We start from the raw sequence: 26,619 nt of genomic DNA on the forward strand, positions 1-26,619 counted from the left end.
CCCCCGGTTCTCCGGGGGGCTTCTTCGTGTTCTACGACCAGCTCGTGCCCGTCAGCCGCTCGTACGCCTCGACGTACTTGGCGCGGGTCGCGTCCACGGCTTGCTGCGGCAGCGGCGGCGGGGGCTGCTCGCTCTTGCGGTCCCAGCCGGACTCCGCCGAGGTCAGCCAGTCGCGGACGAACTGCTTGTCGTACGACGGCTGCGCGCGGCCCGGCTCCCACTGGTCGGCCGGCCAGAAGCGGGAGGAGTCCGGGGTGAGGACCTCGTCCGCGATGACGAGGGTCTCGCCCTCGAAGCCGAACTCGAACTTGGTGTCCGCGAGGATGATCCCTCGGTCCCGGGCGATGTCCCGGCCGCGGCTGTAGACGGCGAGGGTGGCCTGACGCAGCTGGGCGGCGGTGTCCGCGCCGACCTGGCGGGCCACTTCCTCGTAGGAGACGTTCTCGTCGTGCTCGCCGACCGCGGCCTTGGTGGCCGGGGTGAAGATCGGGGCGGGCAACTCCGAGCCGTCGACGAGGCCTTCGGGCAGGGCGAGGCCGCAGACCGTGCGGGACTCGTCGTACTCGACCAGGCCGGAACCGGTGAGGTAGCCGCGGGCCACGGCCTCCACCGGGACCATCTGGAGCGACTTGCAGACCATGGTGCGGCCCGCCCACTCGGCGGGGGCGCCGGCCGGCACCTCGGTGCTCAGGACGTGGTTGGGGATCAGATCGGCGATCTGGTCGAACCACCACAGGGAGAGCTGGGTGAGAATCCGGCCCTTGTCGGGGATCTCGGTCGGCAGCACCCAGTCGTAAGCGGAAATGCGGTCGCTGGCGACCATCACGAGGTCGCCCGCCTCGTTCTGGTACAGCTCGCGCACCTTGCCGGTGTGGAGATGCACCAGGCCCGGAACCTGAATCGGCTCGGGCTTTTCTACGAATCCGGACACGGTTCCTCCCCGTGGCTCTGTCCAATGGCTCGATTGTCCCGTACGGGCCGCTGACCTTGGACTTGGGGTGCGCTGGGTGAGCTCAGTCACGCTTGCAGATGCGGTCCAGGAGGTTGGCGGTGGCGCGCTGGACGCGTGCGTCGACGTGGCCCGGGCGGTCCAGTGCCGGGGACCAGGCGAAGGTCCCGGACGCGAAGACCAGGGCTCCGGAGGGGGCGCGGTAGAGGGACGTCTCCTGGTGGCGGAGGGCGCCCTCGGTGTCGGTGTACGGGGAGTGGGCGAGCAGGATGCGCTCGTCGTGCTCGGGCAGCGGGGTGCGCGGGAAGTAGCGGTCGGCCTCACCCGCGACCAGGCCCTCGATCTCGTCGCCCTCGTGCGCGCCGGTCGCCTCCCAGAGCCAGTGCTCCGCGTTGCGGACCACTAAGGGGTGGGGGTCGGGGACGCGGCCCGCGTACTGGATGCCGATCAGCTGCTGCTCGGGGCGGTCGATCTCGCGCCAGAGGACGGGCTTGCCCGGGCCCCTGCGCTTCCGGCAGGTCAGCAGGCGGTCGGGGACGCCGGAGGGGGCGGGGCCCAACTCGACCTGCCAGTACATGGTGTTGGCCGAGAGGAAGACCAGGGAGGTGCCCTGGTCGCGGGCGCGCTCCACGGTGCCGCGCATGGTGGCCGACCAGTACTCGTCGTGGCCCGGGAAGACCAGGCCGCGGTACCGGGTGGGGTCGATGTGGCCCGCGTGCAGGTCGCGGGCGTCGGCGTAGGCGAGGTCGTAGCCGTAGCGCTCGGCGAAGCGGATGAAGTCGTAGGCGTGGCCCACATGGAGGGGCAGGCCCGCGCCCGCGTACGGGCGGTCGAAGGAGACCGTGGTCGCGGCGTCGGACTCGCCGAGGAGGCGGCCGTCCTCGTCCCAGGCGTGGTAGAGGCTGGCGCCGGTGCGGCCGTCCTCCGGGTAGAGGTTGTAGGCCTGCCAGGTGATGTCGGGCAGGAGCAGGAGCAGGTCCGCGGGGTGGTCGTCGCGGACGGTGAACGGGATGTGCGAGCGGTAGCCGTCGGCCGTGGTGAGGACGGCGACATACGCGCCGATGCTCCAGTACGACGGGATCTGGAGCCGCCAGGACAGCCACCAGTGGTGGCAGGAGACCGTACGGTCGGCGGTGAGCGGCGAGGGCTGCACGATGCCGGACAGACGGGGGCTGGTGGTGATCTTCGCGGCGCCGTCACCGCCGTAGTGGCCGATGCGGTAGATGTCGACGCCGAACTCCTGGGGCGGGTCGACGGTGACGTGGAAGTCGATCGCCTCGCCCGGGGCGGCCGCGCCGGTGGAGGCGAAGCCCTTGATCTGGCGGTGCACGTCGTCGGCGGAGCGGGGGCCTCCGGCGGCCGGGCGGGGGGACGGGACGCGGGAGGTGTCGGTGGGGGGATGTGCCTGACCGTCCATGTACCAGGGGACGACCTGGCCGTCGTCGAAGTACGTGACGTTGCCGCGGAGCCAGGGGACGGGGCCCTGGCCGAAGGGGTCCGTCACGGCGTGCGCGAGCGCTCCCGACTCCCAGCGGTGGATCTGCTCCGACCCCATGGTGGCTGCCCTCCCTCGTGCCCCCGTGTGTGCGGTGTGCGTGGCGCTGTCTGAAGGCTTGTGGCTTGTGTGCTTGTCGTATGTCGTAAGCCCTTGCCATGTGCGCGATCGGTCCCAGCACATCACATTACGCACTCACGCTGTCACTATTCGTTGCGAATTGGCCGAAAGTGGAAGCAGGGGTTCCGGTCCCGGAGGGGCGGACTGGAGGCGCGAACTGGTGTGGCGGGCTGGTGGGGCGGTGTCGTGGATCCGTCAGACGAGCCGTACCGGCTTCTCCGGGCGTATGCCGGACGCGATCAGCCAGGCTCTCAGGGGGCCCGGGTCGCCGTCCTCGACGAGGCTGAGGACGCGGGGGGCCAGGTCGGCCGCCCGTTCGCCGTTGACGAGGAGGGAGGGGCCGTCCAGCCAGTCGAGGCCCGGGGCCGCGCCGGCGGTGTCGATCGCGGCGCAGCACACCATCGCGGTGACGTGGTCGGCGAGCAGTTCGCGGCCGGTGCGGGGCGGTTGCAGCGGGAAGAGCGGGAGCATGCCGTCGTCCCACAGGGCGGTGTCGGGGCTGCCCTGTCCCGGGGCGGGCGGGGCGGAGGCGGGGGTGCTGCCCTGCGGGGTGGCCGCGGCGTCCTCGCGGGCGATCTCGGCGGTGAGGCGGGCGGCGAGGGCGGTGGAGCGCTCGGTGCCGGGGGCTTCCTCCGGGGGGTCCTCTCCCGGGTGGTCTTCGCCTTCGAGGGGGCGGGTGCCGTCGGAGGGGTGGTCGGTGGGGGGCTGCTCGCCGTCGTACGGCCGGGGTTGTTCGGGGTCGTACGGCCGGGGCTCGGTCTGTCGGAGGCCGGGGCGCGGGTCGGGGTCGGTGAGGTGGTCGATGACCCGGGAGAGGGTGGGGCCGTCCGGGTCCGGGGACGCGGGGTCGGGGGAACGGCGGACGCCGAGGGTGTCGAGGACCCGGTGGAGGCGGGCCGCGTCGGTGCGCCACTTGCGGTCCACGACCTCGTCCGGATACTCCTGCCAGCCCACCGGGGACCAGTCCGGTCCGGTCTCGGCCGGGCCGCCGTGGAAGAGGCGGGCGGCGAGCAGCGAGGCCGCCTCGTCCACCGCGCCGGGCTCTTCGAGCAGGTCGCAGGCGGGGCGCTCGCCGAGTCGGGAGGCGAAGCCCTCGGCCAGGCGGTCCCGGCGGGACAGCTCGGTCAGGGCGGCGACGACGCCCGCGTCCAGCCGGGAGGGCCAGCGGCCCATGCGCCAGGCGGGCAGCGCGACCTTGGTCAGCAGGCGGTCCCAGCCGGCGTAGGCCAGGCCCACCTGTTCCTGGGCGACGATCCGCAGGCCGTAGTCCACAGCCTGTGCACGCTCGGCGGCCGCGGCGGCGACCCCGCGCTCCATCTCGGCGGCATGGCCCCGGCAGCTGCGCAGCAGCAGACGGGCGACCCAGCCGACGCCCGCGAGCACCGTGCGGAAGACCGGGTTCCGGCCGGGGGCCGAGGCCACGGCCACCGCCGCGTCCAGGCCCCGGACGAAGCGGCGGGCCGCGGCTATGTCGGGTTGCGCCGAGGGTCCCGTACCGGCGACGACCGGGGCGAGGACCGCGCGCAGTTCGCCGACGCGCATCCACCACAGGAACGGGGAGCCGATGACGAGCACGGGGGCGGTGTCGGTACGGGCCGCCGCACGGCGGTGCGGGGGCCGGGCGCCCGCTATCTCGTCCCGGTCCTCCGCGCGGGGCGGGCCGTGGGACGGGTGGGTGCGGTCCTCCAGCCAGCTGTCGCAGTCCGGGGTGAGCGCTATCGCGGACGGGGCCGGCACGTCGAGGCGGTCGGCGAGGTCGCGCACCATCCGGTACAGGTCCGGGGCCGACTCCTCGGCGATCGCCACCGTCGGGCTGACGGCCGGGCGGGCGCGGGAGACGACCAGCGCGATGCCGCCGGCGGCGAGCAGGACCAGTACGGCGAGCGCGGACACGGCCCAGCGGGAGGCGTCCCAGCCCGGGCCCACGAGATGGCCGGTGGAGCCGCCCGCCAGCAGCACCACGGCGACGGCCGCGGGCAGCAGCGCCACCGCCAGCGCACGGCTGCGGATGCGCAGCACGGCGAGGGCTCGGTGCCGCGCGGCCTGCGCGCCCGCTTCCACACCCATACCGGTCACGGCCTGGTCCCGCCCCCTCCCTGCTGTCCCGACGGCCTGGCACTTCTGGCGTTGCTCACTCCCCCACTGTGGCACCGACCACTGACATCGCAATGCCGGTGGGCCAAGTGCCGGACCGCTTGCGCCGCACCCTAGTTGGGGCCCGGGCCCCCGTCAGCCGTATAGACCACCGGTCACTCGATGGAATGGCTCTGGGGAGAGGTGGATGACGTAAAGCAAGGATCAGGCCCCGGATCCTGAGACGGATCCGGGGCCTGTCGGGTTGTTCGGGACCGGGAGAAACAGCCCGGTTCGCTCCTGCGGCCGGGGCGCCTCAGGCGCCGGACGCCGCCTTCGCCGCGATGTCCGTGCGGTGCTGGGAGCCGTCGAGACGGATGCGGCCCACGGCGGTGTACGCGCGGTCGCGGGCCTGGGTGAGGTCCTTGCCGGTGGCCGTGACGGACAGGACGCGGCCGCCCGCGCTGACGACGGCGTCCCCGTCGTTCCTGGTGCCGGCGTGCAGCACGTACGCGTGCGGGGCGTCCTGGGCGGCCACCTCGTCGAGGCCGGTGATCGGGTCGCCGGTGCGCGGGGTGCCCGGGTAGTTGTGCGAGGCGACGACCACGGTGACCGCCGCTTCCTCGCTCCAGCGCAGGGGCTCCAGGTCGGCGAGGTTGCCGGTCGCGGCGGCCAGCAGGACACCGGCCAGCGGGGTCTTCAGCCGGGCCAGGACGACCTGGGTCTCCGGGTCGCCGAAGCGGGCGTTGAACTCGATCACGCGGACGCCCCGGGAGGTGATCGCGAGACCCGCGTAGAGCAGGCCGGAGAACGGCGTGCCACGCCGGCGCATCTCGTCGACGGTGGGCTGGAGGACCGTCTCCAGGACCTCGTCCACCAGCTTCGGGTCGGCCCAGGGCAGCGGGGAGTACGCGCCCATGCCGCCGGTGTTCGGGCCTTCGTCGCCGTCCAGCGCGCGCTTGAAGTCCTGGGCGGGCTGGAGGGGCAGGACCGTGTCGCCGTCGGTGATGGCGAAGAGGGAGACCTCGGGGCCGTCCAGGAACTCCTCGATGACCACGCGGTCGCAGGCGGCGCCGTGCGCCTTCGCCTCGGCGAGGTCGCTGGTGACGACGACTCCCTTGCCTGCGGCCAGGCCGTCGTCCTTGACGACGTACGGGGCGCCGAAGGCGTCGAGCGCGTGGGCCACCTCGTCCGCGTTCGTGCAGACGTACGAGCGGGCGGTGGGGACCTCTGCCGCCGCCATGACGTCCTTCGCGAAGGCCTTCGAGCCCTCCAGCTGCGCGGCCTCCCCGGAGGGGCCGAAGACCGGGATGCCCGCCTCGCGGACGGCGTCGGCGACGCCCGCGACGAGCGGCGCCTCCGGGCCTACGACGACCAGGTCCACGGCGAGCTGTTCGGCCAGCGCGGAGACGGCCTTGCCGTCCAGGGCGTCGACCGGGTGCAGCTCCGCCACCTCGGCGATGCCGGCGTTGCCGGGGGCGCAGTGGAGAGCGGTGACGTCGGGGTCGAGGGACAGGGAACGGCACAGGGCGTGTTCGCGGGCGCCGGTACCGATGACGAGGACCTTCACGGGGTCAGCGTAACGGGGTTTGTCGGAGTGGGCGTCCCTGGGGGCTGCCGCCCCCAGACCCCCGCTGTCGGCCCTGAAGGGGCCTCGTCCTCAAACGCCGGACGGGCTGGGATTGCCCGGACCGGTGCTGAGAGGCGCCGGCCTCTCAAGGGGAAGGCGCCGGTCCCTACTCGTTCGTGAACTCCTCCACCACCGTCGCTCCCAGTTCTCTCACGATGAGGTCGTGGCCGGAGAGGGCGGACTCGTCGAGGTCGGGGTCGTCGTCCTCGGGGATGTCGTCCTCGATGGAGACCGGCGGTGGGGGCTCGGGGGCGGGGGGCTGGGGGGTCGGGGCCGAGGTGGAAGGCGTGCTGGGGGGTGGGGGGGTGGGCCGGGCGGGCGAGGAGTGCTGGGGGGTGGGTGAGGAGGCGGGGCCGATGTTCGTGGGGGTGTAGCCGCCGCCTCCGGCGCTGGGAGCGGCGTTGCCGCCACCGCCGTAGCCGACGCCGCCTCCGCCGTAGCCGCCGGTCGGGGCGGGGGACGAACCGCCCGAGGGGTCGAGGACCGCCTCGATCTTCCACTGGACGTTGAACTGTTCGGCGAGCGCCTGCTTCAGGACCTCCTCGCTGCCGCTGCTCGCGAAGTTGTCGCGGGCGCCGGCGTTGACGAAGCCGAGTTGGAGGGTGGTGCCGTCGAAGCCGGCCACCTGGGCGTTCTGGCTGAGGAGGATCCAGGTGAAGCGGCGGCGGTTCTTGACCGCTTCCAGGATGTTCGGCCAGAGCATGCGGGGGTCGACGCCGCCGGCCGGGGGCGCGTAGGCGGACGCGGCCGGGGCCGACGCCGGGTTCGACCGGGGTGCTTGGGATGCCGGGGCCGCTGGCTGGGGGGTGGGTGCGGCCTGGGTCGGTGGGGTCGCGGGTCGGCCGCTGCCCGCGGTGGCGGCGGTGGGCCAGCCGCCCGGGCGCCGAGCACCGCCCGCGGGGGCCGCCGTGGGCCAAGCGCCGGGGGTGGGGGCGGCCGGGGCGACGGGCTGCTGGGTCGTCGGCTGTGACTGGGGTTGCTGTCGCGGCTGCTGCTCGGTGTGGTCGGGCAGGCCGGCGCTGGGCTGACCCTCGGTCGGTCCGCCGGGTGAACCGTGGTTCGCGGGGACGTGCTGGTCGGCGGCTCCCTGTCCGGGCGCACCCTCTCCGGGTCCGCCGGACGCGCGTACCGCGGCGCGGGCCGCGGCGGGGCCGCCGCCGGGCGGGACCGGGGGCTGAGCCGGAGCGTGGGCCTGTGCCTGGGGTGGCGGCGGGGGCGTCATGGTGGCGTGGCCGCCGTGGGCCTCGAGGCCCGGTACATACCCCATGGCGGGGGCGCCCGCGCCGGCGGAGAAGTTCACGCCGCGTTCGATGCGGTCGAGGCGGGCCATGACGGAGCGCTCGTCGCCGTAGGCGGCGGGGAGCAGCACGCGCGCGCAGATGAGTTCGAGCTGGAGGCGGGGTGAGTTGGCGCCGCGCATCTCGGTGAGGCCCTGGTTGACGAGGTCGGCGGCGCGGCTGAGCTCGGCGGCGCCGAAGGTGCCGGCCTGGGCCTGCATGCGCTCGATGACGTCGGCCGGGGCGTCGATGAGCCCCTTGTCGGCCGCGTCGGGCACGGCGGCGAGGATCACCAGGTCGCGCAGCCGCTCCAGCAGGTCGACGACGAAGCGGCGGGGGTCGTTGCCCCCCTCGATGACGCGGTCGACGACCTCGAAGGCGGCGGCGCCGTCACCGGTGGCGAACGCCTCGACGACGGAGTCGAGGAGCGAGCCGTCGGTGTAGCCGAGGAGGGAGGTGGCCATGGCGTAGGTCACGCCGTCCTCCTTGGCCGCCGCGAGCAGCTGGTCCATGACGGACATCGAGTCACGCACGGATCCCTGGCCGGCGCGCACGACGAGGGGCAGGACGCCGTCCTCGACGGGGATGTTCTCCTTGCCGCACACCTCGCCGAGGTACTCGCGCAGGGTGCCGGGCGGCACGAGCCGGAAGGGGTAGTGGTGGGTCCGGGAGCGGATCGTCCCGATGACCTTCTCGGGCTCGGTGGTGGCGAAGATGAACTTCAGATGCTCCGGGGGCTCCTCGACGACCTTGAGCAGCGCGTTGAAACCGGCCGACGTGACCATGTGGGCCTCGTCGATGATGTAGATCTTGTACCGGCTGCTCGCGGGCCCGAAGAAGGCCTTCTCGCGCAGCTCACGGGCGTCGTCCACACCACCATGGGATGCCGCGTCGATCTCGATGACGTCGATGGAACCGGGGCCGTTGCGCGCCAGGTCACGGCAGGACTGGCACTCGCCGCACGGGGTCGGTGTGGGCCCCTGCTCGCAGTTCAGACAGCGGGCCAGGATGCGGGCGCTGGTCGTCTTGCCACAGCCGCGCGGACCACTGAACAGGTACGCGTGATTGACCCGGTTGTTCCGCAGCGCCTGTTGCAACGGGTCGGTGACATGCTCCTGCCCGATGACCTCGGCGAACGACTCCGGGCGATAACGGCGGTACAGCGCGAGAGACGACACGTCTACGAGGTTATAGGCGCCCACTGACAACCCGACCCCCGCAGGGAACGCGAACGCCCCCCACGCACCCGCCAGAGCCAACCTACCCTTGCTGCCTTCCGGCCCTGGGGGAGTTCAGTCAGATAGCGCCGCGTGAGGGGCTGCCCAAACAGTACCCGATGGCAGGGGGTGGGAACGAGTTCGCGAGCACTCCTCAACGTCTTGTATTGTTTGCGGCGGAGGATTCGCCTAGAGGCCTAGGGCGCACGCTTGGAAAGCGTGTTGGGGGCAACCCCTCACGAGTTCGAATCTCGTATCCTCCGCCAGTGCCTCACCGGGCACGATGTCGAAGGGCCCCCTGGAAACAGGGGGCCCTTCGACGTTGTCCTCAGGCGCCGTTGTCCTGGTTTTTGTCCACAGCGGGTGTTTCCGGGGGTCCCCAGATGGCTTCGGCGATCTTCCGGGCCACGTCCTTGAGCATGGCGTCGGGCACGTGGAGGTACCGGGCTCGCATGCTCGCGGAGGTGCCCGGCTCCCACCCCATGATCTGGTCGATGACGCGATCCGGGACCCCGAGCAGCATGAGCACCGTTGCGGCCGTGTGCCGGGCATCGTGCAGCCGGGCGTTCCGGACCCCTGCGTCTTCCAGTAGCCGCTTCCAGTCGTGGTAGTCCGTGTTCGGGCTCAGCGGGCCCCCCAGCGGCTTTGTGAACACGTAGTCCGATTCTGTCCACAGGTCACCGGCCGCCTTGCGCTCCCGCTCCTGTGCCTCACGGTGTGCACGGAGCATGGCGACCAGCGGGCCTGGCAGGGGTACGGCACGGCGGCCGGCGCGGGACTTGGTGTTCTTGGTCTCCCGCCGGACCTGCACCTTGTCCGGGCAGTACCCCGCCTTCCGGCCGCACGGCGAGGCTTCCGGGCACCCGTGCTCGTACCGGGGGCGCAGACGGTTCCGGCGCAGCTTCAGGTACTCGTTGGCCAGGTCGACGTCAGCCCAGCGCAGTCCGAGCGTCTCGCCCTGCCGCAGTCCGAGCGCCAGGGCCAGCATCCAGCGGGCACTGTTCCGGCGCTTGTTGGCTTCCAGGAGTAGGCACTGAACCTCTTCCACGGAGTAGGGCTCAACCTCGGATTCGTCCTCTTCCATCCGTGGCGGCTTGGCCAGTGCAGCGGCGTTCTTCGCTGCGTAGCCGCGCCGCACCGCCTCCCCCAGCGCGGTGCGGGCGGTGCGGTGTGCCTGATGAGCCGTACCGGCCTTGCGCGCCCCGTTCGCCTGCATGCGGCGATACAGGCTCTCCAGGTGTTCGGGCTGCAAGCGGTCTAGGCGGTGCCTACCGATGCCGGGCACGAGGTGAACGCGAACGGCTACCTCGTAGCCGTCGTAGGTGTTTTCGCTGACGGTCGGCTTGGCGATGTTTTCAACCCAGTGCTGAAGCCACTTCTCAACCGTCCACGCCTTGCCCGGCTGCTGGGCCGAACCCGCGTCACGCTGCCTCTCCAGCTTTTTGACTTCTTCAACCAGATCATCGCGCGTCTTGCGGGTCAGGTGTCTGCGGTACGGCTCCCCGTTGTCCTTGTAGCCCATCGGCACCCGGGCGTGCCAACGACCGTCCGCCCCTAGGTAGATCGCCGATTCGCCGTTTGCGCGGCGGGTGCCCTTCTTCTTCTCTGCCACAGGCAGGCTCCTGTTTCTGATGCGTCGGGATGGAGACCGGGGCGGCGGGTTGTCCTGTCCGGGAGTGCCGCCGCCCCGGCATCGTCAAGTGGTGCGCTGAGCCGCGCGGAGACGGGCGACGTACGCGGCCGGGGCGTCAGCGGGGACGCGGCGGAGGCGGCCTACGGGTACGGACTCCAGCTCTCCGGAACGGATGAGCGCGTAGCAGGTAGTGCGGCCGATGCGGAGGCGGCGAGCGGCCTCTTCGACCTTGAGGAGAACCAGGGTCGGGTCCTCGGTCGCGGCCACGGGAAGGGTGGTGGGTTCGTCCACGGCTCACTCCTGTAGGGCTGAGTTCAGGGGCAAGTGCCGCCGCACAAACCGCAATATCCGCAGAAACCCCGGGGAGGGTCGTTGACCTGCGACGTTGCGGTGTGCGACTGGTGACGGGTGACGCTCCGCAGAAACCCGCGATATTCCGCAAAAATCAGGGACGGCCGGTCGGCCCGCCCGTGGGTGCGGTGGCGTCGGTTTTTTGCGGAATATCGCGGAATTGTGCGACGGGCCCCCGGCCGGGGTCGGCGTTGGGCCCGTCGCAGGTCAGCGGGGCTGCCAGGGGTTTCTGCGGATATTGCGGTTTGTGCGAGGGGTTGGGTGGGCGGACAGGGCTCACCGGCCGCCGTGGCGCAGGGTGGGATGGGCCTGTAGGCGGGGTGCCGGGGGGCGTCCGCGCTTGCCGGTGCGCTCGGGTTGGTAGGACCGCAGGTATCCGTGGTCTTCCAGCAGCGCGAGGGCCGGTTCGAGGTCGGCGACGGTGGGGACCTCGCTGCGGGACAGAACCGTGAAGACGTCTCGTCGGCTGACGTCCTCCCATCCGTTGTCCCGAAGTGCTTCCAGCACGCTGCGGGCGCGGGACAGGACCGGGTCGGCGCCCATGACGTCGAACACGGCGAGGGCGTGGGCGGTGTAGTACTCCCCCAGCTCGATGGCCGCGCGCATGGTGTCTTCGGTGACCGGGTGGGCGTAGCCGTTGCCGCCGTGGTGGGCGAGGTGCAGCAGTGCGGCCATGCGGGCGGTCGCTCCGGCGAGCTTTCCGGCCCAGTTGGAGATGTGGCCCAGCTTGCCGCCGCGTGCCTTGAGCTGCGGTTCGATGCGCTGCTGATAGGCGATCAGGGCCGCGTCCGCCTCGGGGGTGAGCTGGATGACGGCCGGGTCGGTCCACTCCGCCAGGGACAGGGTGAGGTCGATGACCTTCGCGGTGTAGGTGGCGGCCGTCTGTTCCGGGACCGGGTCGGTGATGATCTCGCGGTCGCCGACCGTGGAGACCGGCAGGGAGTACAGGAAGCGGGCCAGCAGTCCGCGCCCCTCGAACCCTTTCACCTTCCCGATGTCCCGCAACACGTCCGGCTGGACGGCGAGGCCGATGGTCAGCGCGGGGGCGTCGATGTACTCGCGGCGGGTCTGCCGGTTCACCCTCAGCCGGTCCCCGGCATGGCCTTTGAGGAAGACTTCCATGTTGGGGGCGCCGGAGTAGCGCCCGGCGATGATGTCGAAGATGCCGCCCTCGGCACTCATCACCGACAACCGGCCGCCCTGTTCGGCCATGAGCGAGGTGACCGTCTCCGGTGTCGAGTCGTCCGCCAGCAAGACCGGTTCGGCCGGGACGGTGAGCGTGTCCGCGGTCTGCGCGAGGCCCACGGCGGTGGCCACCATCTCGTCGCGCTTGTCGCCGTCAGCGGACGCGGCCTTCGCGGCGGCCTTGTCGGCTGCTTCCTTGGCCAGTCGTGCCGTCAGCTCCGCTTCCACGATCACGGGCTGCATCGCGGTCTTGAGCTGCTTCTCCGCCTCATACAAGGGGTTGGTCAGCAGGGCGAAGACGGCCGACTTGCGGTTGGCGGGCGGGAGCGCCACCACGGTGTAGAGGTTGGTGGGCTCGCGCCAGTTGCCGCGTACGTGGACCACGGACCGGCCGCCGGCCGCCGTGGCGAGCACCGCGAGGGCGATCGATCCGGCGAGGTCCACCGGGGTCTGCGTCTCCTGCGCGACGGCCGTCACGAACTGGCCCAGCCATGCGGGCAGGACGTGGGCGGGGAACGGCGGCCGCTCGCGGCGGCCGGTGAGGGGAATGGGGTCCTCCCACACGTCCGGTGCCGCGTCGTCCTCGCCGGGCGGTTCTTGCAGGGTGGGCAGTCCGGCCCACAGGTCGGGGCTGTCCACAGGCTGTGGAGTCATGAGGCGGCCCTCCCTTCGACGGTGGCCGTGTGCGGGCCAGAACCAACGGCAGAAAGGACGCCCTTACGGGCGACGCCCTTCGGTTCGCCCACAGTCGGCCGTGGCGAGCCTTGTACGGCGCCCTGAGAGCTGTTCATAGTGATTCGTGGTGCTTTGTTCATGCCGCGCGCTCCACGGCCGCCTCAAGGCCGTTGGCGACCGCGCGGCGGGCGTAGGCCTCCGGGACGCCGACCGAGACGGCGGCGGTCACGATCTCCTCACCGACGGCCGCGAGGCCGCAGGGTCCGGGGCAGGCGGTGTGTTGGGCGGCGAGGAAGCGGGCGACGCCGAACGCCTGTGATCCGGCGCCGGATTCGGTGCGGGCCCGCACGAGAGCGAGGCCGCGTTCCAGGCCGGTGCGGACGTAGCGTTCGGTGTGGCGGCACCCGGTGGCCACCTCACGCGACAACGGGGCGCGCGTCGGGAGAGAAGAGGCCACCTCCCCGCGGGCGGGGGTGGTGTCTTCCTTCACCAGCAGGGCGCGCACGGCGGCCGGGAGAACGGCCATGCGGCCGGTGCCGGGTCCGAGCCAACGGGCGTACTGCATGAGGGACTTGATGTCGACGCCGGGCCGGACCGCGTTCGCCGACGGCATCGCGCCCTGGTAGAGCCAGTGTTCGCCCCGCGTCGTCGGCACGGTGCGGGTGGCGGGCAGGGTTGCGCGGGCCCATGCGACGGCCGCCGCGTTGTCGAGGTCGACCACGGTCAGTCCGGCCCCGCCGGGGTGGTAGGCGACCGCTACCGCCTCACGCCACACCGCCGCCCACACGGGCGAGGTGAGGACGCGCGGGTCGGTGGTCGCGGCGGCCCACGCGTGGCAGGGCGCAGGGCATCGGCAGGGACCTGCCGCTTTCATGTTGGGGCGTCCGCCACAGGCGTTCCCCTTGCAGGTGCGGCAGTTGCCGAACGGGACTTTGCCCGCTCGCAGGGGCAGGGCCGGGACGCCGGCCGCCGCGAGGTGCAGGGCAGTGTCCAGAGGGCTCCCGTCCGGGTGATTCCCGCTGGCGCGCCGCCGGGTCTTGCAGTCAGGTGTCATGCTGGAGATCTCCTGTTCTGCTACGTCGGGATAGCGAGGCCGGGGGCGGCGGGTTGTCCTTGTCCGGGAGTGCCGCCGCCCTCGGGCACAGCTAGCCGTTGAAGTGGTTGTGCTTGAAGACGGCTTTGCGGATGTGGAACGTGTTGCCGCTCTTGCTGCCGTTGCCCTTGAAGATCTGCACGGCGACGTATCCGCCGAAGATGATGGCGGCGAGCGTGATGAGCTGAGTGATCAGCGCCGTGAGGGCCGCGATGAACGTGGTGAGCATCAGCAGTCCGCCGCACACGGCGACGAAGCCGACGCCCCCGAGGGCGACGTTGACCGCCGCGCGGGAGACAGGCGGCTTGGCGGCGACCGGTTCGGGCTGTGCGTGGTTCATGGTGTAGCCGGTGACGACGCGGCCGTCGGGCAGGACGATGCTTGCCACGGTCGGGATGTGGCCCGGCTGGACGGGCACCATCGGCGTCGCCTGTGGGACGACGACGGGCTGTATCGGGGTGGGGTGGTGGACTTCCACGGACCGCTCAGCGGCCGTGGGGCGGGCAGGTTCGGGGTACATGCGGAATCCCTTCCGAGCGTGGGTCAGGGAGGCAGGGGCACCCCCTTCGGGGTGCACTGTGGAGGGGGTTTTCGGGGTCTGACCTGGGGCGCCTCCCTGCCTCCCTGAATGATCATTAGTGCAGGTCAGAGCCAGGGAGGGGGGTCAGGGAGGGGTTCAGGGAGTTCTCCCTGGCTCCCTGACCCGGAGAGGCTTTCCTCCCTGTCACTCGGAGGCGGAAGCGGAACCCTCGCCGTCGCGGTTGGCGAGGGCACGGGCGAGGCGGTCGCGGTGGACGACCATGACCCCGTCGGACTTGTAGGCGATGTCAGGCCCGTCCGGCGCTGCCTCTTCGAGCACGCGCTTGAGGTCGGAGAACGACCACTTGCCGTACGCGTCCTCGCTGAGCATCGCCAGCCGCTTCAGGACGTCCTGCGTACGCACCCGGGGCACGTCACCGACCACGGCCGCGATGTCGGCGAGCTGGTCGCGTTCCTCGCCCCGCTCGATGAGGGTCAAGGTGGTGACGCCGTCACGCATGGCCTTGGCGCGGTCGGTGATGACGACGGCTGCGTCATCGTCGATGTAGTGCGTGCGCACCGTGATGGACGACTGCCCGGCCGGAATCGAGATGCCGTCGGAGGCGACGACCAAGGTTCCCCGATCCAGGCCCGGACGCAGCAGGTTCGGCGCGGCCCCGCCGTCGACGGCCTTGTCCCCCAGCGCCATACGGGCCTGAGACTCGGTCCCCAGGGCGAGGGAGGCGCGGGTGTGGGCGCCCTCGCGTACGAGCTTGGGCAGGTTCTCGTTGGTGGGGTCCTGGGTGCCCTGCCACATCAGGACGTTGACCGCACGACCCTGGTTGTGGATCTTACGGACGGCCATGAAGTACCGGGAGTTGGCCTTCGAGCCGCCGTAAGGGCGCTTCTCGTCGTCCTTGGCCGGGCACATGAACGCCACCTGTGCTTCGTCGACCAGCACGATCAGAGGCGGGAACTGGGTGCCGGGTGGGGCTTGGATGCGGCGGTTCATCTCGTCCACCGCGCTCTCGACCATCTCGGTCACCTGGATGACGTGTTCGTCGGTGGGGCCTTGGATCAGCACGTCGGCGAGTCCGTCGAACATGGCCCAGTCGCCTACGCCTTTGAGGTCGCCCATCAGGAACTGCACCGACCGGTCCAGCGACAGCCACAGCGCGAGGGAGCGCAGGGCGACGGTCTTGCCCTGGTTGGACAGGCCGGTGATGAGCAGGTGGCGCTGGTACAGGCTCAGGGCGGCGGCGTCGCCGCGCAGGTCCTGACCCCACGGGGCCTTGCCCTTGGCGTAGTCGGCGGTCATGGTGTCGTCGGTGACCAGCGGGGACGGGCCGATCGGCTCGTCGAGGGCGCCGGAGTCGGCGATCCACAGCCGCACGGTGCGGGCGGCTTGCGGGATGGTGATGAACACTTCGTGCTCGTGCCGGGTGAGGTTCTCCGCGAGCTTGCGGCGCTTGTTCTGAACCTCGTTCGTCGACACCCCGGATGGCAGGGTGACGTCGACCTCGACACCGCACCCGGCGATCACGATCGGCGACAGCATGGACGCGCCCACGTCGCCCATCTCGTCGATCGCCCTACGGAGAGCGGGAACGCCCAGGTCGCGCAGGGCCTTGACCACGATGGACGGGGTGATCGGCTCTCCCTCGCCGGAGCGGATGTTGGCGGGAAGCGCCCACTGCGGTGCCGCCTGCTGGTGCCGGCCGACGGACCACATGCCGAGCAAGGCGACCAGCGGGCCGAGGACGACCGCGTACGGCCAGACCACCTGAACGATGTGGATCAGGGCGCCGATGAACTCGATGGTCGCCTTCAACGGCGTGATGACGTCCCCGACTTCCTTCGTGTTCAGGGCCATCACGACCCCGAGAGCGACCAGGACACCGATGCTCACGCCGGTGCCCACGGCGATGCCCTTGGCTACCTGCTCGGGCGAGTGGAGCAGGTCCATGCGGCGGCGGTGGCGGGCGTCACGGAAGCGCTGGAGACGCTCCTCCCATTCCTCCGCGACCTCCAGGTTGCCCTGCGCTTCGGCGGCGCGGAGCATGCGCTCGTAGCGGGCCCCGGTACGGCCGTCCCACGCGCGGCGGGTGATGATCCGGCCGCCGTTGAAGGTGTAGAGGCCGTGCCGGGCGACGACGCGTGCGGCGGTCGTGGTGCGCTCGTGCGTGACGGCGGTCCGGATCGCGCGGCCGGAGCGCACCCACAAGGGCACGATCGGGGCCGGTGCCGGGTCGGGGACCACGGTCAGCGTGGTCACGCTGCCCGCATCCGCGGGCGGGTCGGTGTCCTTGTGCAGGTTGATGACGTTCTCAGTCATGCTGGTACTGCTCCTGACTGCCCTCACGGGGCGGGAGTTGAGAGAAAGAGCCGGGGCGGTCAGGACCGTGGCAGGGACGGCCGCCCCGACGCTCAAGGCAGGAACGTGCAGGTCAAGCGACATGCAGGGGACGCGCGGTGGGGGTGCTCACCACCAACTCCGCTTCTTCTTCGGCACGGGGTTCGGGCATCCGTTGACCATGTGATCCACGCACGCCGGGCAGTTCTGACGGGGCTTGAGCCTGCGGTGGATGCTGCGATCGTGGGCGTGCTGCCAGCACTGCGGGCACTCACCCGGAGGCGTCTGCTTTGCCGCCATGGTCACCACCACCCCGAGGACTTCCGCGCGGCCTTGGCCTGCGCGTACTCGTTGACGATGCGCTGCCGCTCGGTCTGCAACGCTGTCATCTCAGTGGTCAACCGAGTGAGAACCGACTGTTTCAGCGACTCCAGCCTCCGTTCCGCGCGGTCGGTGCTCTTGCCCCGCACCACCCGGTAAGAGCCGCCCGCGAGAGCGCCCATGATCTGGCGACGCTCGGAACCGGTCAGCGGCCACCACTGGTCGTTGTGAACCGCTTCGATCTTGTCCCGCGTCTTCTCGATTTCCTTGTCCAGGCGGCGGGTGTTGGGCTTGGCCATGGCTTAGCCCCTTCGCGGGTAGGTGTGGCCGGCGGGCGGGTAGACCGGCACGGCCCGGTCGGTGAGCAGGCCCTCCATGACGACCGCTTCGAAGTCCGCGTGCAGCTCGGAGAGCGGCTCAGACTCGAACGCGAGGTCGGCGGCGTCCAGCAGGCGCTCCGTGCGGTCGGCGTCCTCGCGGCGGGTCTCGCAGGTGATGCGCTTCACGGCTGACCTCCCTGGTCAGAAGCCGGAACAGCGGAAGAAGGGTTGGGGTGGGCGCACAGCACGCAGCAGCCGAGCGAGGTCGGCAGGCAGTAGCTGTAGATGACGCCGCAGAGGGGGCAGGTGCGGCGGGCCAGCATCGCCAGCGCGAGGGCGCCCCATTTGCGCGAGGTCATCGGCCGCACGGGCTTGGCGAGGTCGATGCGGTACAGGTAGGCGACCGACGCGCCGGACTTGCGGCCCCGGTGGCGGATCATCAGCTGAGCGCAGACGGGCTGACCGCCCGGCCGCAGCCCCTTGGCCCGTAACTGCCGGCGCGTGGCCAACCCGTCCGGGGCGTACCGCCAGGGGTACGTCGGTATGCCGTAGCGGGCGCCAGTGGGGTCGTAGCACTTGCTGTAGGCGGTGGGCATCAGGCCACCCCGAGGACGCGGTTCCACGCGGCGCGGAGGCGGACTTCGGAAGCCGAGTGTCCGGCCGCGCGGAAGCGCTTGGCCATCTCGCGGTAGGACAGGGCAGGCGTCTCGCTGGTACGGATCTCCTCGACCAGCCTGTCCAGGGCGGCATCGGTGAGCGCGGGCGCCGTCTCCAGCGACAGGGCCGTAACCGGCTCCGTGGGACCCCACACGGGAAGCTCCCAGGAGGGTGTGACGCCGGGCGTGACTCGGCTCGTCACGCAGGTCAGCGCCCGAGAGGTGTCCTCGCCCTGCCGCGCCTCTTCCAGCGTCGACCACGCCCCCGCGAGGGTCTTTGCGGTCTTGGCCTGGACACGGGCGACGCGGGCCCCGGACGCCGTCACGGCCGTAAGCCGGGTCTCTTCCGTAGTGGCTTCGGCACGCAGCCGGGCGCGGGCCACGGCCGCTTCGTCGCGGGCTTCCTGCTGGATGCCGCGGATCGCGTCCAGCGCCATCGAGGTCAGCGCGGTCCGCTCCCACAGCCCGTGCACCAGCCACAGAGCCTTGGCCGCAATCGGCAGCCAGGCGACAGCCAGCCACGCGGCGGCGGACGTCTCGGCGGTCAGTGCGTGCGCCACCAGGACGCCGGAGGCGACCAGACCGAAGCACCAACCCACCACGGTTACGGCGGGGTTGTGGTCGCCCTGGGCTGCGAGGCGGCGTTCGTAGGCGAGGGTGGCCAGCCAGCCGCCGTCGATCCCGAGACCGACGACCAGCGCGACGGGCCACGGCACGGCCGTGCCCAGCCACATCACGACCACGGCCAGGGTGAGCACCATGGACACAGTCGTCATCGCGACGGCGGGCAACACGGTCTTGGTGGACTTGGTGCTCATGCCGCGACCCCCTTGGCGGCCGGGCGGCGGCGCCGGACCGGGCGGGCCAGCGGGATGACGTCGAACAGGTCGGGGTGCTCCTCGATGGCCTGCGCCGCCATGCGGATCAGGTGGTCGGGCAGGTCGGGGTCGTCGGCGAGGATGTCGCGGGCGGCGTCCAGGCGGGCCGCGCGCTCCTCGTGCGTCTCGCCCTCGACGCCGAGCCACAGCTCAAGCGGGGTGCCGAGTGCGAGTTCCGCGAAGTCCTCGGCAGAGATGGCCTGTTGGCGGCCGATGTAGGTGCGCATGGTGGATCTCTCCTCAGTGCTGCGTCGGGAAGAAGGCGTGGGGCGGTCGGCGTCCTTGTCCGGGAGTGCGACCGCCCCACGAAGAAGCGGGGGTCAGACGGTGGCGATGATCAGCGCTGCGACCAGCAGCCACAGGTGATGGAATGACTGGTCAAGCGCGTAGGCGCCGGTGCCGAGGCTCGGGTTGTCGTCGTGGCCGGCGCGCGGAGTTCCGAGGCGGTAGAAGCCACCGAGTCCGAGCGCCTCGGCAAGCCGGGCCAGCGTGCTGCGTCGGTCGGCCCACCAGTGCGTGGCGGCGTCGATACCGAGTCCGGCGAGGATGCCGGACACCGTCAGGTGCAGGTTCAGCAGCCATGCGACCGGCAGCAGGACGGCGAGCTTGGTGAGCGTCAGGGTGGCGACGTGCCGGGCGTCCGCAAGGCGGCCGACCCAGCCGGGACGGCCCTTGTGCGCGGACTGGCAGGAGGTCTGCACCCAGTGGTCACCCACGCTGTGAGCGACGTACAGGGCAACGAACACAGCGGCGAAGACGGTGGCTTCCATCGCGGTCACCGGCTCGCGTCGCGCGTCTGCACCAGCTGGATGGCCAGCCGGGGGAAGTCCGCGACGCCGTCGAAGTCCGCGAACGTCACACCGTGCGTCTCGGCCGCCTGGATCATGTCCCGCAACACCGACGCGGCGTCCGCCTTCTGCGCGCCGGTGGGCCGGTAGCCGGGCCCGAACTGGGCAGCGGCCGACGCGATGCGGTGGGCGATGTCGTTCAGGTCGTGCTGGTCCATGGTGCTTCCACTCCTTGAGCAGGTCGGGAAGGGAAACCGGGACGGCGGGTTGTCCTTGTCCGGGGAGTGCCGCCGCACCCAGTACGAGAGGCCGAAACCGCAGGCAGCGATCGGCCAAGTGCCCCGGGCGAAAGTCGATTTCGCGCCCTCACGGCTGGATACCGGGGCCGACGGACGTCACCCGGCCGCCACGGGGACGGGGCCAAGCCCCGTCGTTCTCAAAGCACTCTGTTGAGTTCTCAAGGAACCGGCACTTCCTTCGTAATCACCCCTGCGGGCTTTCCTCCGGGCGCTGCACGGTCGGTGTCACACACTGTTAATGCGTGGTGTGTATTACCTACCACTCACGTTGGCAGAGAGATTCCGCGCCGTCAACCCCGTCGCTTTCGATTCGGGGCCGCCGGCTCTTCCCGTGCGGTGTTGGTTCAACTGTCGCCAAACGGCGGGAACTTCGGGAGCGTGTACTTGGGGGTGCACTCGTGCACTCCCCCACGGTTCCCTCTACACCCCGGCCTTGACCTGCGTAGAGTGACGTTGAGTCAAGCTGGTACTACGGCCGCTCTCTGGGGGTTCGATGGCAGACCGGAACGCCGGACTGGCCGCGCTCATGCAGGAAGCCAACTTCTCGCACAAGTCGCTTGCCCGCGCGGTAGTCACCTCTGCTGCTCGCTCAGGTGAGGACATCACCTGTGACCACACCTACGTGTCCAGGTGGCTTAAGGGCTCCATCCCACGCGGCAACATGCCGCAGTTCATCGCAGACGCGATCGGGCGCAAGCTGGGACGTCAACTCACCATCGACGACATCGGGATGGGTGCCGCGGCAGTGTCCGCCGTACAGCCAGAGTTGGGGCTTGACTTCGCGGACAAGCCGGAGAGCACAGCTGCGACCGTCGCGGACCTCTGGCGTGCCGACTTGGCCGACGCCGAAACGCTGGTTCGGGCACTGCCAGATTCCGCGGCTTGGACCGCCGCGTCGTTGCGGTGGATCGTGGCCCCACCGGATGGGGAACTGTCCCGAGTGGGCAGCCGTGCCGTTGGCACCATGGACGTGGAAATGGTGCGCTCGACAGCCGACGCGTTCAGCATGCTCGATGGGAAGTTCGGCGGGGGCCACGCCCGACGTGCCCTGATTCAGTACCTGCACACAGACGTCCGGCCGATGCTGAGCGGGGCATACTCCGATGCCGTGGGCCAACAGCTCCACTCCGCGGTTGCCGAAGCTCTCTTGCTCGCTGGATTCATGTCGTACGACAGCGGCCTGCACGGCATCGCACAGCGGTACTTCATCCAGGCACTACGCATGGCACAGGCGGCCGGTGACCGGCTGCTCGGCAGCAGCATTCTCTCTGCAATGAGCCACCAGGCGACGTTCCTGGGGCAATACCGGGATGCTGCAACCCTCGCCCGCGCCGCGTACACAGGTCCGGCCGGCAGTCTGGGACCGACGATGGCAGCGCACCATCTGGCAATGGAGGCACGGGCCCTGGCCCGTCTCGGGGACGCACGTGGCTGCGACCTCGCTCTTGCGGAGGCGGAACGCGCGCTCAGCCAGCGGACCGCCGACAGCGACCCGCCATACATCGCCTACTTCGACGAAGTGGAGCTTGCAGCCGAGATAGGCCACTGCTTCCGTGATCTGGGGCGGTCTGTCGAAGCCACGGAGCGCGGCGCGGGCTCCATCTTCGGTGACGGCCTCAACAATCGAAGTGACTTCTTCGCAACGATGGTTCAGGCCGAGTCGTACATCATCCAAGGCGAGATTGGCCGGGGCTTCGAGTTCGCCCTGAGCGCGCTACGGCTCGGCGAAGGACTGAAGTCAGCTCGCTGCGTTCAGTACGTGCGGGAGCTTCAAGGACGCCTCACAGGCGGGATGAAACGAGCGGCGGAGTTCGGTGAGTTCGAGGAACAAGCCCGAGGTTTCCGCCTCTGGCAGGAGGCTGCTTGACGCGTCTAGAAGGGCGCCCAATCCCGGCGAGAGCCACCTGAGCGCAGACTCTCCACGCGCTTCTCGACTTCCTCGGCGGCGCGCGGGTTGGTGCCTGCATTCTGCGAGAGCCACGTCACCATCAGCAGCTCCCGGACGCTCCGGAGAACGGTGTACCCAGACCATTTCCGCACGTCAAAACCGTATCCGGTAACGAAGTCGGCGTACTCGGCTTCCGTGTGCCAGCCGAAGCTGTCGTAGTACATGGCCGTTTGCATGAGGTCCCACTCCCGCGGACCCGTGACGAACCCGTCCAAGTCGATGACCTTCGGTTGGCCAGCCGCATCGTGCAGAACGTTGCCAACGTTGAAGTCACCATGCAGGTGTCCAGCCGGAAGCGCGAACTGGAGGCGGTCGTACTCAGCGGCCAAACCGTCGGCCATGGACCGCAAAAACTCACGGGTGGCATCGGGAATGGCGGCACGTTCCAGACGGTGTTCGACCTTGTCGAAGGGTTGAAGGACCGGCAACGAGAAAGGCGGTGGCTCCAATGCATGGAGTCGCCGCAGCAGAACACCCATCTCGCCCGTGCTCGCGTACTCCTCGCCGTCCGCGAGCCCTTCCCAGAACGTCACGGGATGCCCCTCGACAACGACCGGCTGTTCGGCTGCCGTGACGAGTCGCGCTGCCGGATATGCCTGATCTGCGAGCCATTTCGCCACGGCTACTTCCTGCCGCACGGAGGCGAGCCGATCCGGACTCCGGCCAACCCGCGACACGATGCGGCCGCCGTCCACACGGAACACCGCATGGTCCCCGAACCTCAACATCTCGCTTCCGTCCAGGTCCACGCCAGCCACTTCGCAGGCCTTGCGCAGGATGGTGGCGGCTGCGTCCGCGTCGAACTCGGTCCGCTCAGTCGTCGTCATGCCGTCTGAGTCCCCCGTCCGACAGGCAACGCACGAACTTCCCGCCCACGCGCGGCGCCCTTGCCAATCAGGCCTTGCCCTTCCATCTGCGCGATGGCGGAGCGGACAGCAGTCCGCGACGCTCCGAACCTCTCGCACAGCTCCTTCTCCGTGGGGAAGCGGTCGCCAACCCTGACCCCATCGGCCCGCAACAGGTCAGTGACCTTCTCGACCAACGGCCGGCGATCGCCGCTCCCGGAGACGTACCACCCGGCGCCCTGTACCGACTCGATGACACCCTCAGCCTTGAGCGCGGCGAGGGCCCGCTCGATGGTGCTGCGGCTCACGCCGTACTCGCTCATGAGTGCCGACTGAGACGGCAGTGCCTCCGTGATCTCGCCCTTCTCGATCTTCTCGCGGAGAGATTCCGAGACGTCTAGGTACGTACCTCGTGGACTGCCCTGCGGCACGTGGCCTCCCCTTCTCCGTTGACCAGGTCGACATCTTCCCACTCGTGCCTCCAGCTTCCCATGTCCGGCCCACGCCTGGCTGCTGCTTCAAACACCTCGCTATCCCACGCAGCACACTGGACGAATTGACTAGTTTCTTCATATCCATTCCACTGAACGACATCAGTCCATGAAATCTTCGCAGAATCATTTCCAATTTACCCTTGGATGCAGACTCCGCTACCGCCTCCAAAAATCCTCGCATTCCAGTATCTAGCGTCGAGCAGCCTAGAGATGCCGATCTAAATTAAATCTGCCGCAGCTCCTTTGGTGATCACGCAACCAACATCCCGAACTGAAGTTGCGGGGGAGTTCTTTCGAAACCATTGGGGCGTCTGGCGACCCGGGTTGCTTCACCAAGACAGTTGACGTACCTAAACCGCCGTGGGATACCTAACGGCAGGACTCCAACCTTAAGGGGGGTGACGGTATGACCCAAGGCAACACTCGCGAGTGCCCCCTATGCAAGGAATCGATCAAGGCGGAAGCACTCCGCTGCAAGTACTGTCAGGCTGACTTGGAGCCGACAGATCCTGGACACGGCGGCGTATGCCCGTTCTGCAAAGAATCAATCAATGCGCAAGCCGTACGCTGCAAGCACTGCCGACAGGATATTCGCAGCCAGTCCAAGGAAGGCGCTCAGAGCGAATCCATCGAGCGCGCCGTGCGCGCCGCATTCGCAATTGCTCAACGAAATAACGGAGGAGGAGGGGGAGGGCGTTCCTGCGACGAGCGTTACGGAGATTGTTACATCGATTGCTCTCTTCGGCATCCATACGATGAGGACTCTCCGAACAGCTTCAATGCAGAAATGCGTCAAGCATGTTTTGAAGTGTGCGACGCCAACCACAGGAATTGCAGGAGAGGGTGGGGCGGCTGGGACTATGCTGCTATTGAACGCATAGCCCGTTATGCAGCTTTGGCAGCCATGGAAGAAGGTCGCTCCAGGCAGTAGGGTGCTTCGTTCCAAAGAGCTTGTGGCCCGCCTAGCGGACCAGGTCGATAAGTCGTGCCGCAGATGAGCAGAGGGCCCGGACGGTTCGTCCGGGCCCTCTGCTCAATTCGCTAGATCCTAGACTGTCTACGCGCGTCCACGTGTCAGAATATGAGGCTCTATATATCGAGAACCACCACCCGACGCGCGGCAACATCCCTTACTGGACCATGCGAGGGACGTCTAAGTTCGATCGGGGCTTTCGGGAACGAAAGTCAACAACATTCTGCTGACCTGCCCCGACATGCGTGCTGGAAGGATAGGGAGATCCCATCCTATCCTTCTCGGGAGTTGGAGCAATTGAACGCAGGACAGCAGGAGGAATAGCTAGCTTCTCCGAAGCCGGAACATACGGCTTAATCCCGAATTGACGAGTAAGCAACGTCCACAAGAGAAGCGGCTCTTCTTGGCCAACATGAACGGGTTCCTGCTTGCGCCAGCCACGCTGAGAAAGCTGCACGTAGAGTGAGCGTTTTCTTGTTTCGTCGATTACACCGACGGCAGCACCACGCATGATCAGGGATTGAATAGAGACGCCCCAATTCGCTTTGAGGCGCGCATATTCATTCAGTGTCATACGTTCCGAGATTGCTTCAACAGCTCGCTCACGCGGCACCAGCAAGGCCGACGCAAATTTGTTGGCCTCACCTTCCGGATCTCCCACCCGGGGACGGAAGGTATGAAGTACTAGGTGCCCGACCTCATGCGCCAGCGTGAAACGGTCACGGTCGCCGTGACTACCTGGGAAGTAACCGATGAGTGCAGCGTCCCCTAGGCCTCCCCAATAAGAGACTCCGAAATGGTTACTAGTAGCCTGCTCTTCCCCTCCAGCTGGGTCGTTAAGCACGATGGGAGCCACCGCGATACCGCCCCGCTCTAGGGCGCGAGTCAGATGTGGAATAGGTAGATCTGGCGCCAGCCGGAGCGCTTGGCGGGTCTCTTCGGCTAGCTTCTCGATCTCCTCGTCAGTTACTTCATCTGCCGTTGCATACGGCAGAGGCGGGGTTGGATACCTCTCCGAGGTCAACATGTCCTCGGCGACTCGATAACTCTCGCTGTAGAACGCGTGCACGCGCTTGGTTACCGATCGCTTGGCAGAGGCCAGCTTTCGGAACCGAAGTGAGTCGAGGGGAACAGACTTCGGTTGAACGTAAAAGAACCCGAAGGGCGTTTCGGTTGCGTCGGAAATCATCTGAAGCTTGGCATCGTCGTGCTCCTTGTAGCCATTCTCGACTTCAGAAATCCACGACGCGCCAACCCCAGACATCTTCGACAGTTGGGCCTGTGTCAGGCCCAGTAGTTCTCGAAGCGTGCGTAGGCGTTCACCCGGAGATGCCGCCAGCACCGTAGGCATTGCCCTCCTCCTTGCTTGCAGGGATGTCCAGGTGGATACCTGCATCCGTAGGCCGGAACTCCAGATCACTCATGGCAGAAGCAGTCTGGGGCAACGGGAAGTCAATGTCGATCTTCTCCTTCCGACCGTACTTCCACTCTCCGATCGGGCGCACCACACGGAACGCCGGCGCTCCCGTCTCGGCATCGAGGCGCCACAGGACGAGCAGGCGGTCATTGGCGGGTCCCCAGAGAGGCTCCATGCCCTCAAAGATGGACAACGGCTCGTTGGCGTAGAAGGCACGCCGCTGGGCGTTATGCCCCGGCGGAGGTACGTCCCTTTCCGAGGGGGCGTGCAGGACGCGAGCCCTGTAGCTGCCGTCCGAGACCCACAGCTCACCGTTGCGCCGGTGCTTGCCGGTGAGGCTCCACACCCCAAGTTCCGCCCCGGTCAGGTAGAGGTGGGCGCGGCCACGGACATTGTGCGTAGTGAGCCAACCGTAGTCGCGGCCGGTCAGGTCACCGTTGCGCTTCTTGTTCTCTTCGCCTGCGCGCGCAAACGCGTCGTGCAGGGGTTCGCACAGATCCGCCATGGCACCGCAGATCCGCTCCACCTCGGCATTAACCATAGGCGCGAAAATATCACACGGAAAATTAAGGGTCCACACTCTGTGGCGCGCGCCACCTGAAGTGGGGCGGCATCCCTAGTGGAACAGATGGCACTGACAGAGCTCCCCTGCCGAAGGGGCGCACGTCGAAGCCCCCGATCGGGAGCCACGCGCGCGCGACCAGCTGGGCCGGACGCATGGGTCCCTTGCCCACCGCTTGTTGTCCTGGTCTTTGTCCAGTGCGCCACCAGCTGCCAGCGTTCGCCGAAGTGCGCGCACTGGCCATGACCTGGCGAGCGAACCCCTGCGAACGCTCCCGTACGGCGTTGCGGACAGTTGGAAAGCGTGTTGGGGGCAACCCCTCACGAGTTCGAATCTCGTATCCTCCGCCAGTGCCTCACCGGGCACGATGTCGAAGGGCCCCACCGTTCGCGGTGGGGCCCTTCGTCGTGTGTGGTGTCCGGGGGGGTGCTTCTATCTGTTCGGTCAAGGTCTGTGGGCTTGGTCAGGCTGTTTGTTGGTGCCCGGGTTGGTAGAGGGTGCTGTGCTTGAGCATGGCGTGCAGGACGTCGACGCGGCGGCGGGTGAGG

24 protein-coding genes, 1 tRNA gene and 1 other RNA gene are annotated in these 26,619 nt (G+C 69.0%); 2 read left to right on the top strand and 24 right to left on the bottom strand.

From position 1 onward, the window contains the following. Nucleotides 1-31: 31 nt before the first annotated feature. The 6 genes from K4B79_RS43620 to ffs form a co-directional block, all read right to left on the bottom strand. Nucleotides 32-931: a phosphoribosylaminoimidazolesuccinocarboxamide synthase gene (locus tag K4B79_RS43620; RefSeq protein ID WP_232033000.1), complete on the bottom strand. Its 900-nt coding sequence runs from the start codon at nt 929-931 to the stop codon at nt 32-34. Between the two features lie 82 nt (nt 932-1,013). Continuing rightward, nucleotides 1,014-2,504, bottom strand: a complete 1,491-nt coding sequence (locus K4B79_RS43625) for a N,N-dimethylformamidase beta subunit family domain-containing protein (protein ID WP_232033001.1) — start codon at nt 2,502-2,504, stop codon at nt 1,014-1,016. Between the two features lie 255 nt (nt 2,505-2,759). Beyond that, nucleotides 2,760-4,631 (bottom strand): hypothetical protein, encoded by a 1,872-nt coding sequence (locus tag K4B79_RS43630; protein WP_232033027.1) that lies wholly within the window; start codon nt 4,629-4,631, stop codon nt 2,760-2,762. Between the two features lie 322 nt (nt 4,632-4,953). After that, nucleotides 4,954-6,207, bottom strand: a complete 1,254-nt coding sequence (gene purD / locus K4B79_RS43635) for a phosphoribosylamine--glycine ligase (protein WP_232033002.1) — start codon at nt 6,205-6,207, stop codon at nt 4,954-4,956. Nucleotides 6,208-6,373: 166 nt separating this feature from the next. After that, nucleotides 6,374-8,722 (bottom strand): DNA polymerase III subunit gamma and tau, encoded by a 2,349-nt coding sequence (locus K4B79_RS43640; RefSeq protein WP_232033003.1) that lies wholly within the window; start codon nt 8,720-8,722, stop codon nt 6,374-6,376. Nucleotides 8,723-8,768: 46 nt separating this feature from the next. Continuing rightward, an RNA gene (ffs, locus tag K4B79_RS43645) (signal recognition particle sRNA small type) lies at nt 8,769-8,867 on the bottom strand. 72 nt (nt 8,868-8,939) lie between these two features. Between ffs and K4B79_RS43650 the strand changes: the two genes are divergently transcribed. After that, a tRNA-Ser gene (locus K4B79_RS43650) sits at nt 8,940-9,027 on the top strand. A 62-nt stretch (nt 9,028-9,089) separates the two neighbouring features. Here the strand turns inward: K4B79_RS43650 and K4B79_RS43655 are convergent. The 14 genes from K4B79_RS43655 to K4B79_RS43720 all read right to left on the bottom strand — a co-directional run bounded on the left by K4B79_RS43655 (nt 9,090) and on the right by K4B79_RS43720 (nt 19,751). Then, entirely contained in the window at nt 9,090-10,373 is a 1,284-nt protein-coding gene (locus K4B79_RS43655; protein ID WP_232033004.1) for a tyrosine-type recombinase/integrase, read from the bottom strand. Nucleotides 10,374-10,457: 84 nt separating this feature from the next. Then, nucleotides 10,458-10,685 (bottom strand): helix-turn-helix domain-containing protein, encoded by a 228-nt coding sequence (locus tag K4B79_RS43660; protein ID WP_232033005.1) that lies wholly within the window; start codon nt 10,683-10,685, stop codon nt 10,458-10,460. A gap of 336 nt (nt 10,686-11,021) precedes the next feature. After that, nucleotides 11,022-12,584, bottom strand: a complete 1,563-nt coding sequence (locus K4B79_RS43665; RefSeq protein ID WP_269464668.1) for a YfjI family protein — start codon at nt 12,582-12,584, stop codon at nt 11,022-11,024. 157 nt (nt 12,585-12,741) lie between these two features. Continuing rightward, on the bottom strand, nt 12,742-13,659 hold the full coding sequence (locus K4B79_RS43670; RefSeq protein ID WP_232033006.1) for a DNA primase: 918 nt from the start codon (nt 13,657-13,659) through the stop codon (nt 12,742-12,744). A gap of 91 nt (nt 13,660-13,750) precedes the next feature. Further along, complete coding sequence (locus tag K4B79_RS43675) at nt 13,751-14,218, bottom strand: hypothetical protein (protein ID WP_232033007.1); 468 nt, start codon at nt 14,216-14,218, stop codon at nt 13,751-13,753. A 204-nt stretch (nt 14,219-14,422) separates the two neighbouring features. Next, entirely contained in the window at nt 14,423-16,552 is a 2,130-nt protein-coding gene (locus K4B79_RS43680; protein ID WP_232033008.1) for an FtsK/SpoIIIE domain-containing protein, read from the bottom strand. 147 nt (nt 16,553-16,699) lie between these two features. Next, nucleotides 16,700-16,870: a pRL2-8 gene (locus K4B79_RS43685; RefSeq protein ID WP_232033009.1), complete on the bottom strand. Its 171-nt coding sequence runs from the start codon at nt 16,868-16,870 to the stop codon at nt 16,700-16,702. A 2-nt stretch (nt 16,871-16,872) separates the two neighbouring features. Beyond that, nucleotides 16,873-17,190: a hypothetical protein gene (locus K4B79_RS43690; protein WP_232033010.1), complete on the bottom strand. Its 318-nt coding sequence runs from the start codon at nt 17,188-17,190 to the stop codon at nt 16,873-16,875. Nucleotides 17,191-17,193: 3 nt separating this feature from the next. Then, nucleotides 17,194-17,397 carry a hypothetical protein gene (locus K4B79_RS43695; RefSeq protein WP_232033011.1) on the bottom strand — a complete coding sequence of 68 codons (204 nt, stop codon included), beginning with the start codon at nt 17,395-17,397 and terminating at the stop codon, nt 17,194-17,196. Continuing rightward, nucleotides 17,394-17,807, bottom strand: a complete 414-nt coding sequence (locus K4B79_RS43700) for an RRQRL motif-containing zinc-binding protein (RefSeq protein ID WP_232033012.1) — start codon at nt 17,805-17,807, stop codon at nt 17,394-17,396. Before K4B79_RS43700 ends, K4B79_RS43695 begins: the two co-directional genes overlap by 4 nt. Further along, nucleotides 17,807-18,685 (bottom strand): protein spdB, encoded by an 879-nt coding sequence (locus tag K4B79_RS43705; protein ID WP_232033013.1) that lies wholly within the window; start codon nt 18,683-18,685, stop codon nt 17,807-17,809. Before K4B79_RS43705 ends, K4B79_RS43700 begins: the two co-directional genes overlap by 1 nt. Beyond that, a complete protein-coding gene (locus K4B79_RS43710) occupies nt 18,682-18,972 on the bottom strand; it encodes a hypothetical protein (RefSeq protein WP_232033014.1) in 291 nt (96 codons plus the stop codon). Before K4B79_RS43710 ends, K4B79_RS43705 begins: the two co-directional genes overlap by 4 nt. Before the next feature lie 93 nt (nt 18,973-19,065). Then, entirely contained in the window at nt 19,066-19,515 is a 450-nt protein-coding gene (locus K4B79_RS43715; protein ID WP_232033015.1) for a DUF3307 domain-containing protein, read from the bottom strand. A 5-nt stretch (nt 19,516-19,520) separates the two neighbouring features. Beyond that, on the bottom strand, nt 19,521-19,751 hold the full coding sequence (locus tag K4B79_RS43720; RefSeq protein WP_232033016.1) for a hypothetical protein: 231 nt from the start codon (nt 19,749-19,751) through the stop codon (nt 19,521-19,523). 574 nt (nt 19,752-20,325) lie between these two features. On the opposite strand from K4B79_RS43720, the gene K4B79_RS43725 reads away from it, so the two are divergent. Beyond that, nucleotides 20,326-21,699 carry a hypothetical protein gene (locus K4B79_RS43725; RefSeq protein ID WP_232033017.1) on the top strand — a complete coding sequence of 458 codons (1,374 nt, stop codon included), beginning with the start codon at nt 20,326-20,328 and terminating at the stop codon, nt 21,697-21,699. A gap of 5 nt (nt 21,700-21,704) precedes the next feature. Here K4B79_RS43725 and K4B79_RS43730 read toward each other — a convergent pair whose 3' ends face one another. The 4 genes from K4B79_RS43730 to K4B79_RS43745 all read right to left on the bottom strand — a co-directional run bounded on the left by K4B79_RS43730 (nt 21,705) and on the right by K4B79_RS43745 (nt 26,050). After that, the gene (locus K4B79_RS43730; RefSeq protein ID WP_232033018.1) at nt 21,705-22,607 is read right to left on the bottom strand and encodes a phosphotransferase enzyme family protein; all 903 of its coding nucleotides are present in this window, start codon (nt 22,605-22,607) and stop codon (nt 21,705-21,707) included. After that, nucleotides 22,604-23,056: a GntR family transcriptional regulator gene (locus tag K4B79_RS43735; protein WP_232033019.1), complete on the bottom strand. Its 453-nt coding sequence runs from the start codon at nt 23,054-23,056 to the stop codon at nt 22,604-22,606. The genes K4B79_RS43730 and K4B79_RS43735 overlap by 4 nt, the downstream gene beginning before the upstream one ends. A gap of 1,193 nt (nt 23,057-24,249) precedes the next feature. Then, on the bottom strand, nt 24,250-25,443 hold the full coding sequence (locus K4B79_RS43740; protein ID WP_232033020.1) for a helix-turn-helix domain-containing protein: 1,194 nt from the start codon (nt 25,441-25,443) through the stop codon (nt 24,250-24,252). After that, nucleotides 25,412-26,050: a hypothetical protein gene (locus tag K4B79_RS43745; protein WP_232033021.1), complete on the bottom strand. Its 639-nt coding sequence runs from the start codon at nt 26,048-26,050 to the stop codon at nt 25,412-25,414. The genes K4B79_RS43740 and K4B79_RS43745 overlap by 32 nt, the downstream gene beginning before the upstream one ends. Nucleotides 26,051-26,619 lie beyond the last annotated feature (569 nt).

Source organism: Streptomyces lincolnensis, assembly GCF_021173675.1.
Classification (GTDB): Bacteria; Actinomycetota; Actinomycetes; order Streptomycetales; family Streptomycetaceae; genus Streptomyces; species Streptomyces lincolnensis_B.

What these genes read in the sequence shown, in the direction of transcription:
- K4B79_RS43625 (WP_232033001.1), bottom strand. Translation starts at nt 2,504, where the DNA reads ATGGGGTCGGAGCAGATCCACCGCTGGGAGTCGGGAGCGCTCGCGCAC.
- K4B79_RS43630 (WP_232033027.1), bottom strand. Translation starts at nt 4,631, where the DNA reads ATGGGTGTGGAAGCGGGCGCGCAGGCCGCGCGGCACCGAGCCCTCGCC.
- K4B79_RS43665 (WP_269464668.1), bottom strand. Translation starts at nt 12,584, where the DNA reads ATGACTCCACAGCCTGTGGACAGCCCCGACCTGTGGGCCGGACTGCCC.
- K4B79_RS43670 (WP_232033006.1), bottom strand. Translation starts at nt 13,659, where the DNA reads ATGACACCTGACTGCAAGACCCGGCGGCGCGCCAGCGGGAATCACCCG.
- K4B79_RS43675 (WP_232033007.1), bottom strand. Translation starts at nt 14,218, where the DNA reads ATGTACCCCGAACCTGCCCGCCCCACGGCCGCTGAGCGGTCCGTGGAA.
- K4B79_RS43680 (WP_232033008.1), bottom strand. Translation starts at nt 16,552, where the DNA reads ATGACTGAGAACGTCATCAACCTGCACAAGGACACCGACCCGCCCGCG.
- K4B79_RS43685 (WP_232033009.1), bottom strand. Translation starts at nt 16,870, where the DNA reads ATGGCGGCAAAGCAGACGCCTCCGGGTGAGTGCCCGCAGTGCTGGCAG.
- K4B79_RS43690 (WP_232033010.1), bottom strand. Translation starts at nt 17,190, where the DNA reads ATGGCCAAGCCCAACACCCGCCGCCTGGACAAGGAAATCGAGAAGACG.
- K4B79_RS43700 (WP_232033012.1), bottom strand. Translation starts at nt 17,807, where the DNA reads ATGCCCACCGCCTACAGCAAGTGCTACGACCCCACTGGCGCCCGCTAC.
- K4B79_RS43705 (WP_232033013.1), bottom strand. Translation starts at nt 18,685, where the DNA reads ATGAGCACCAAGTCCACCAAGACCGTGTTGCCCGCCGTCGCGATGACG.
- K4B79_RS43710 (WP_232033014.1), bottom strand. Translation starts at nt 18,972, where the DNA reads ATGCGCACCTACATCGGCCGCCAACAGGCCATCTCTGCCGAGGACTTC.
- K4B79_RS43715 (WP_232033015.1), bottom strand. Translation starts at nt 19,515, where the DNA reads ATGGAAGCCACCGTCTTCGCCGCTGTGTTCGTTGCCCTGTACGTCGCT.
- K4B79_RS43720 (WP_232033016.1), bottom strand. Translation starts at nt 19,751, where the DNA reads ATGGACCAGCACGACCTGAACGACATCGCCCACCGCATCGCGTCGGCC.
- K4B79_RS43725 (WP_232033017.1), top strand. Translation starts at nt 20,326, where the DNA reads ATGGCAGACCGGAACGCCGGACTGGCCGCGCTCATGCAGGAAGCCAAC.
- K4B79_RS43730 (WP_232033018.1), bottom strand. Translation starts at nt 22,607, where the DNA reads ATGACGACGACTGAGCGGACCGAGTTCGACGCGGACGCAGCCGCCACC.
- K4B79_RS43740 (WP_232033020.1), bottom strand. Translation starts at nt 25,443, where the DNA reads ATGCCTACGGTGCTGGCGGCATCTCCGGGTGAACGCCTACGCACGCTT.
- K4B79_RS43745 (WP_232033021.1), bottom strand. Translation starts at nt 26,050, where the DNA reads ATGGTTAATGCCGAGGTGGAGCGGATCTGCGGTGCCATGGCGGATCTG.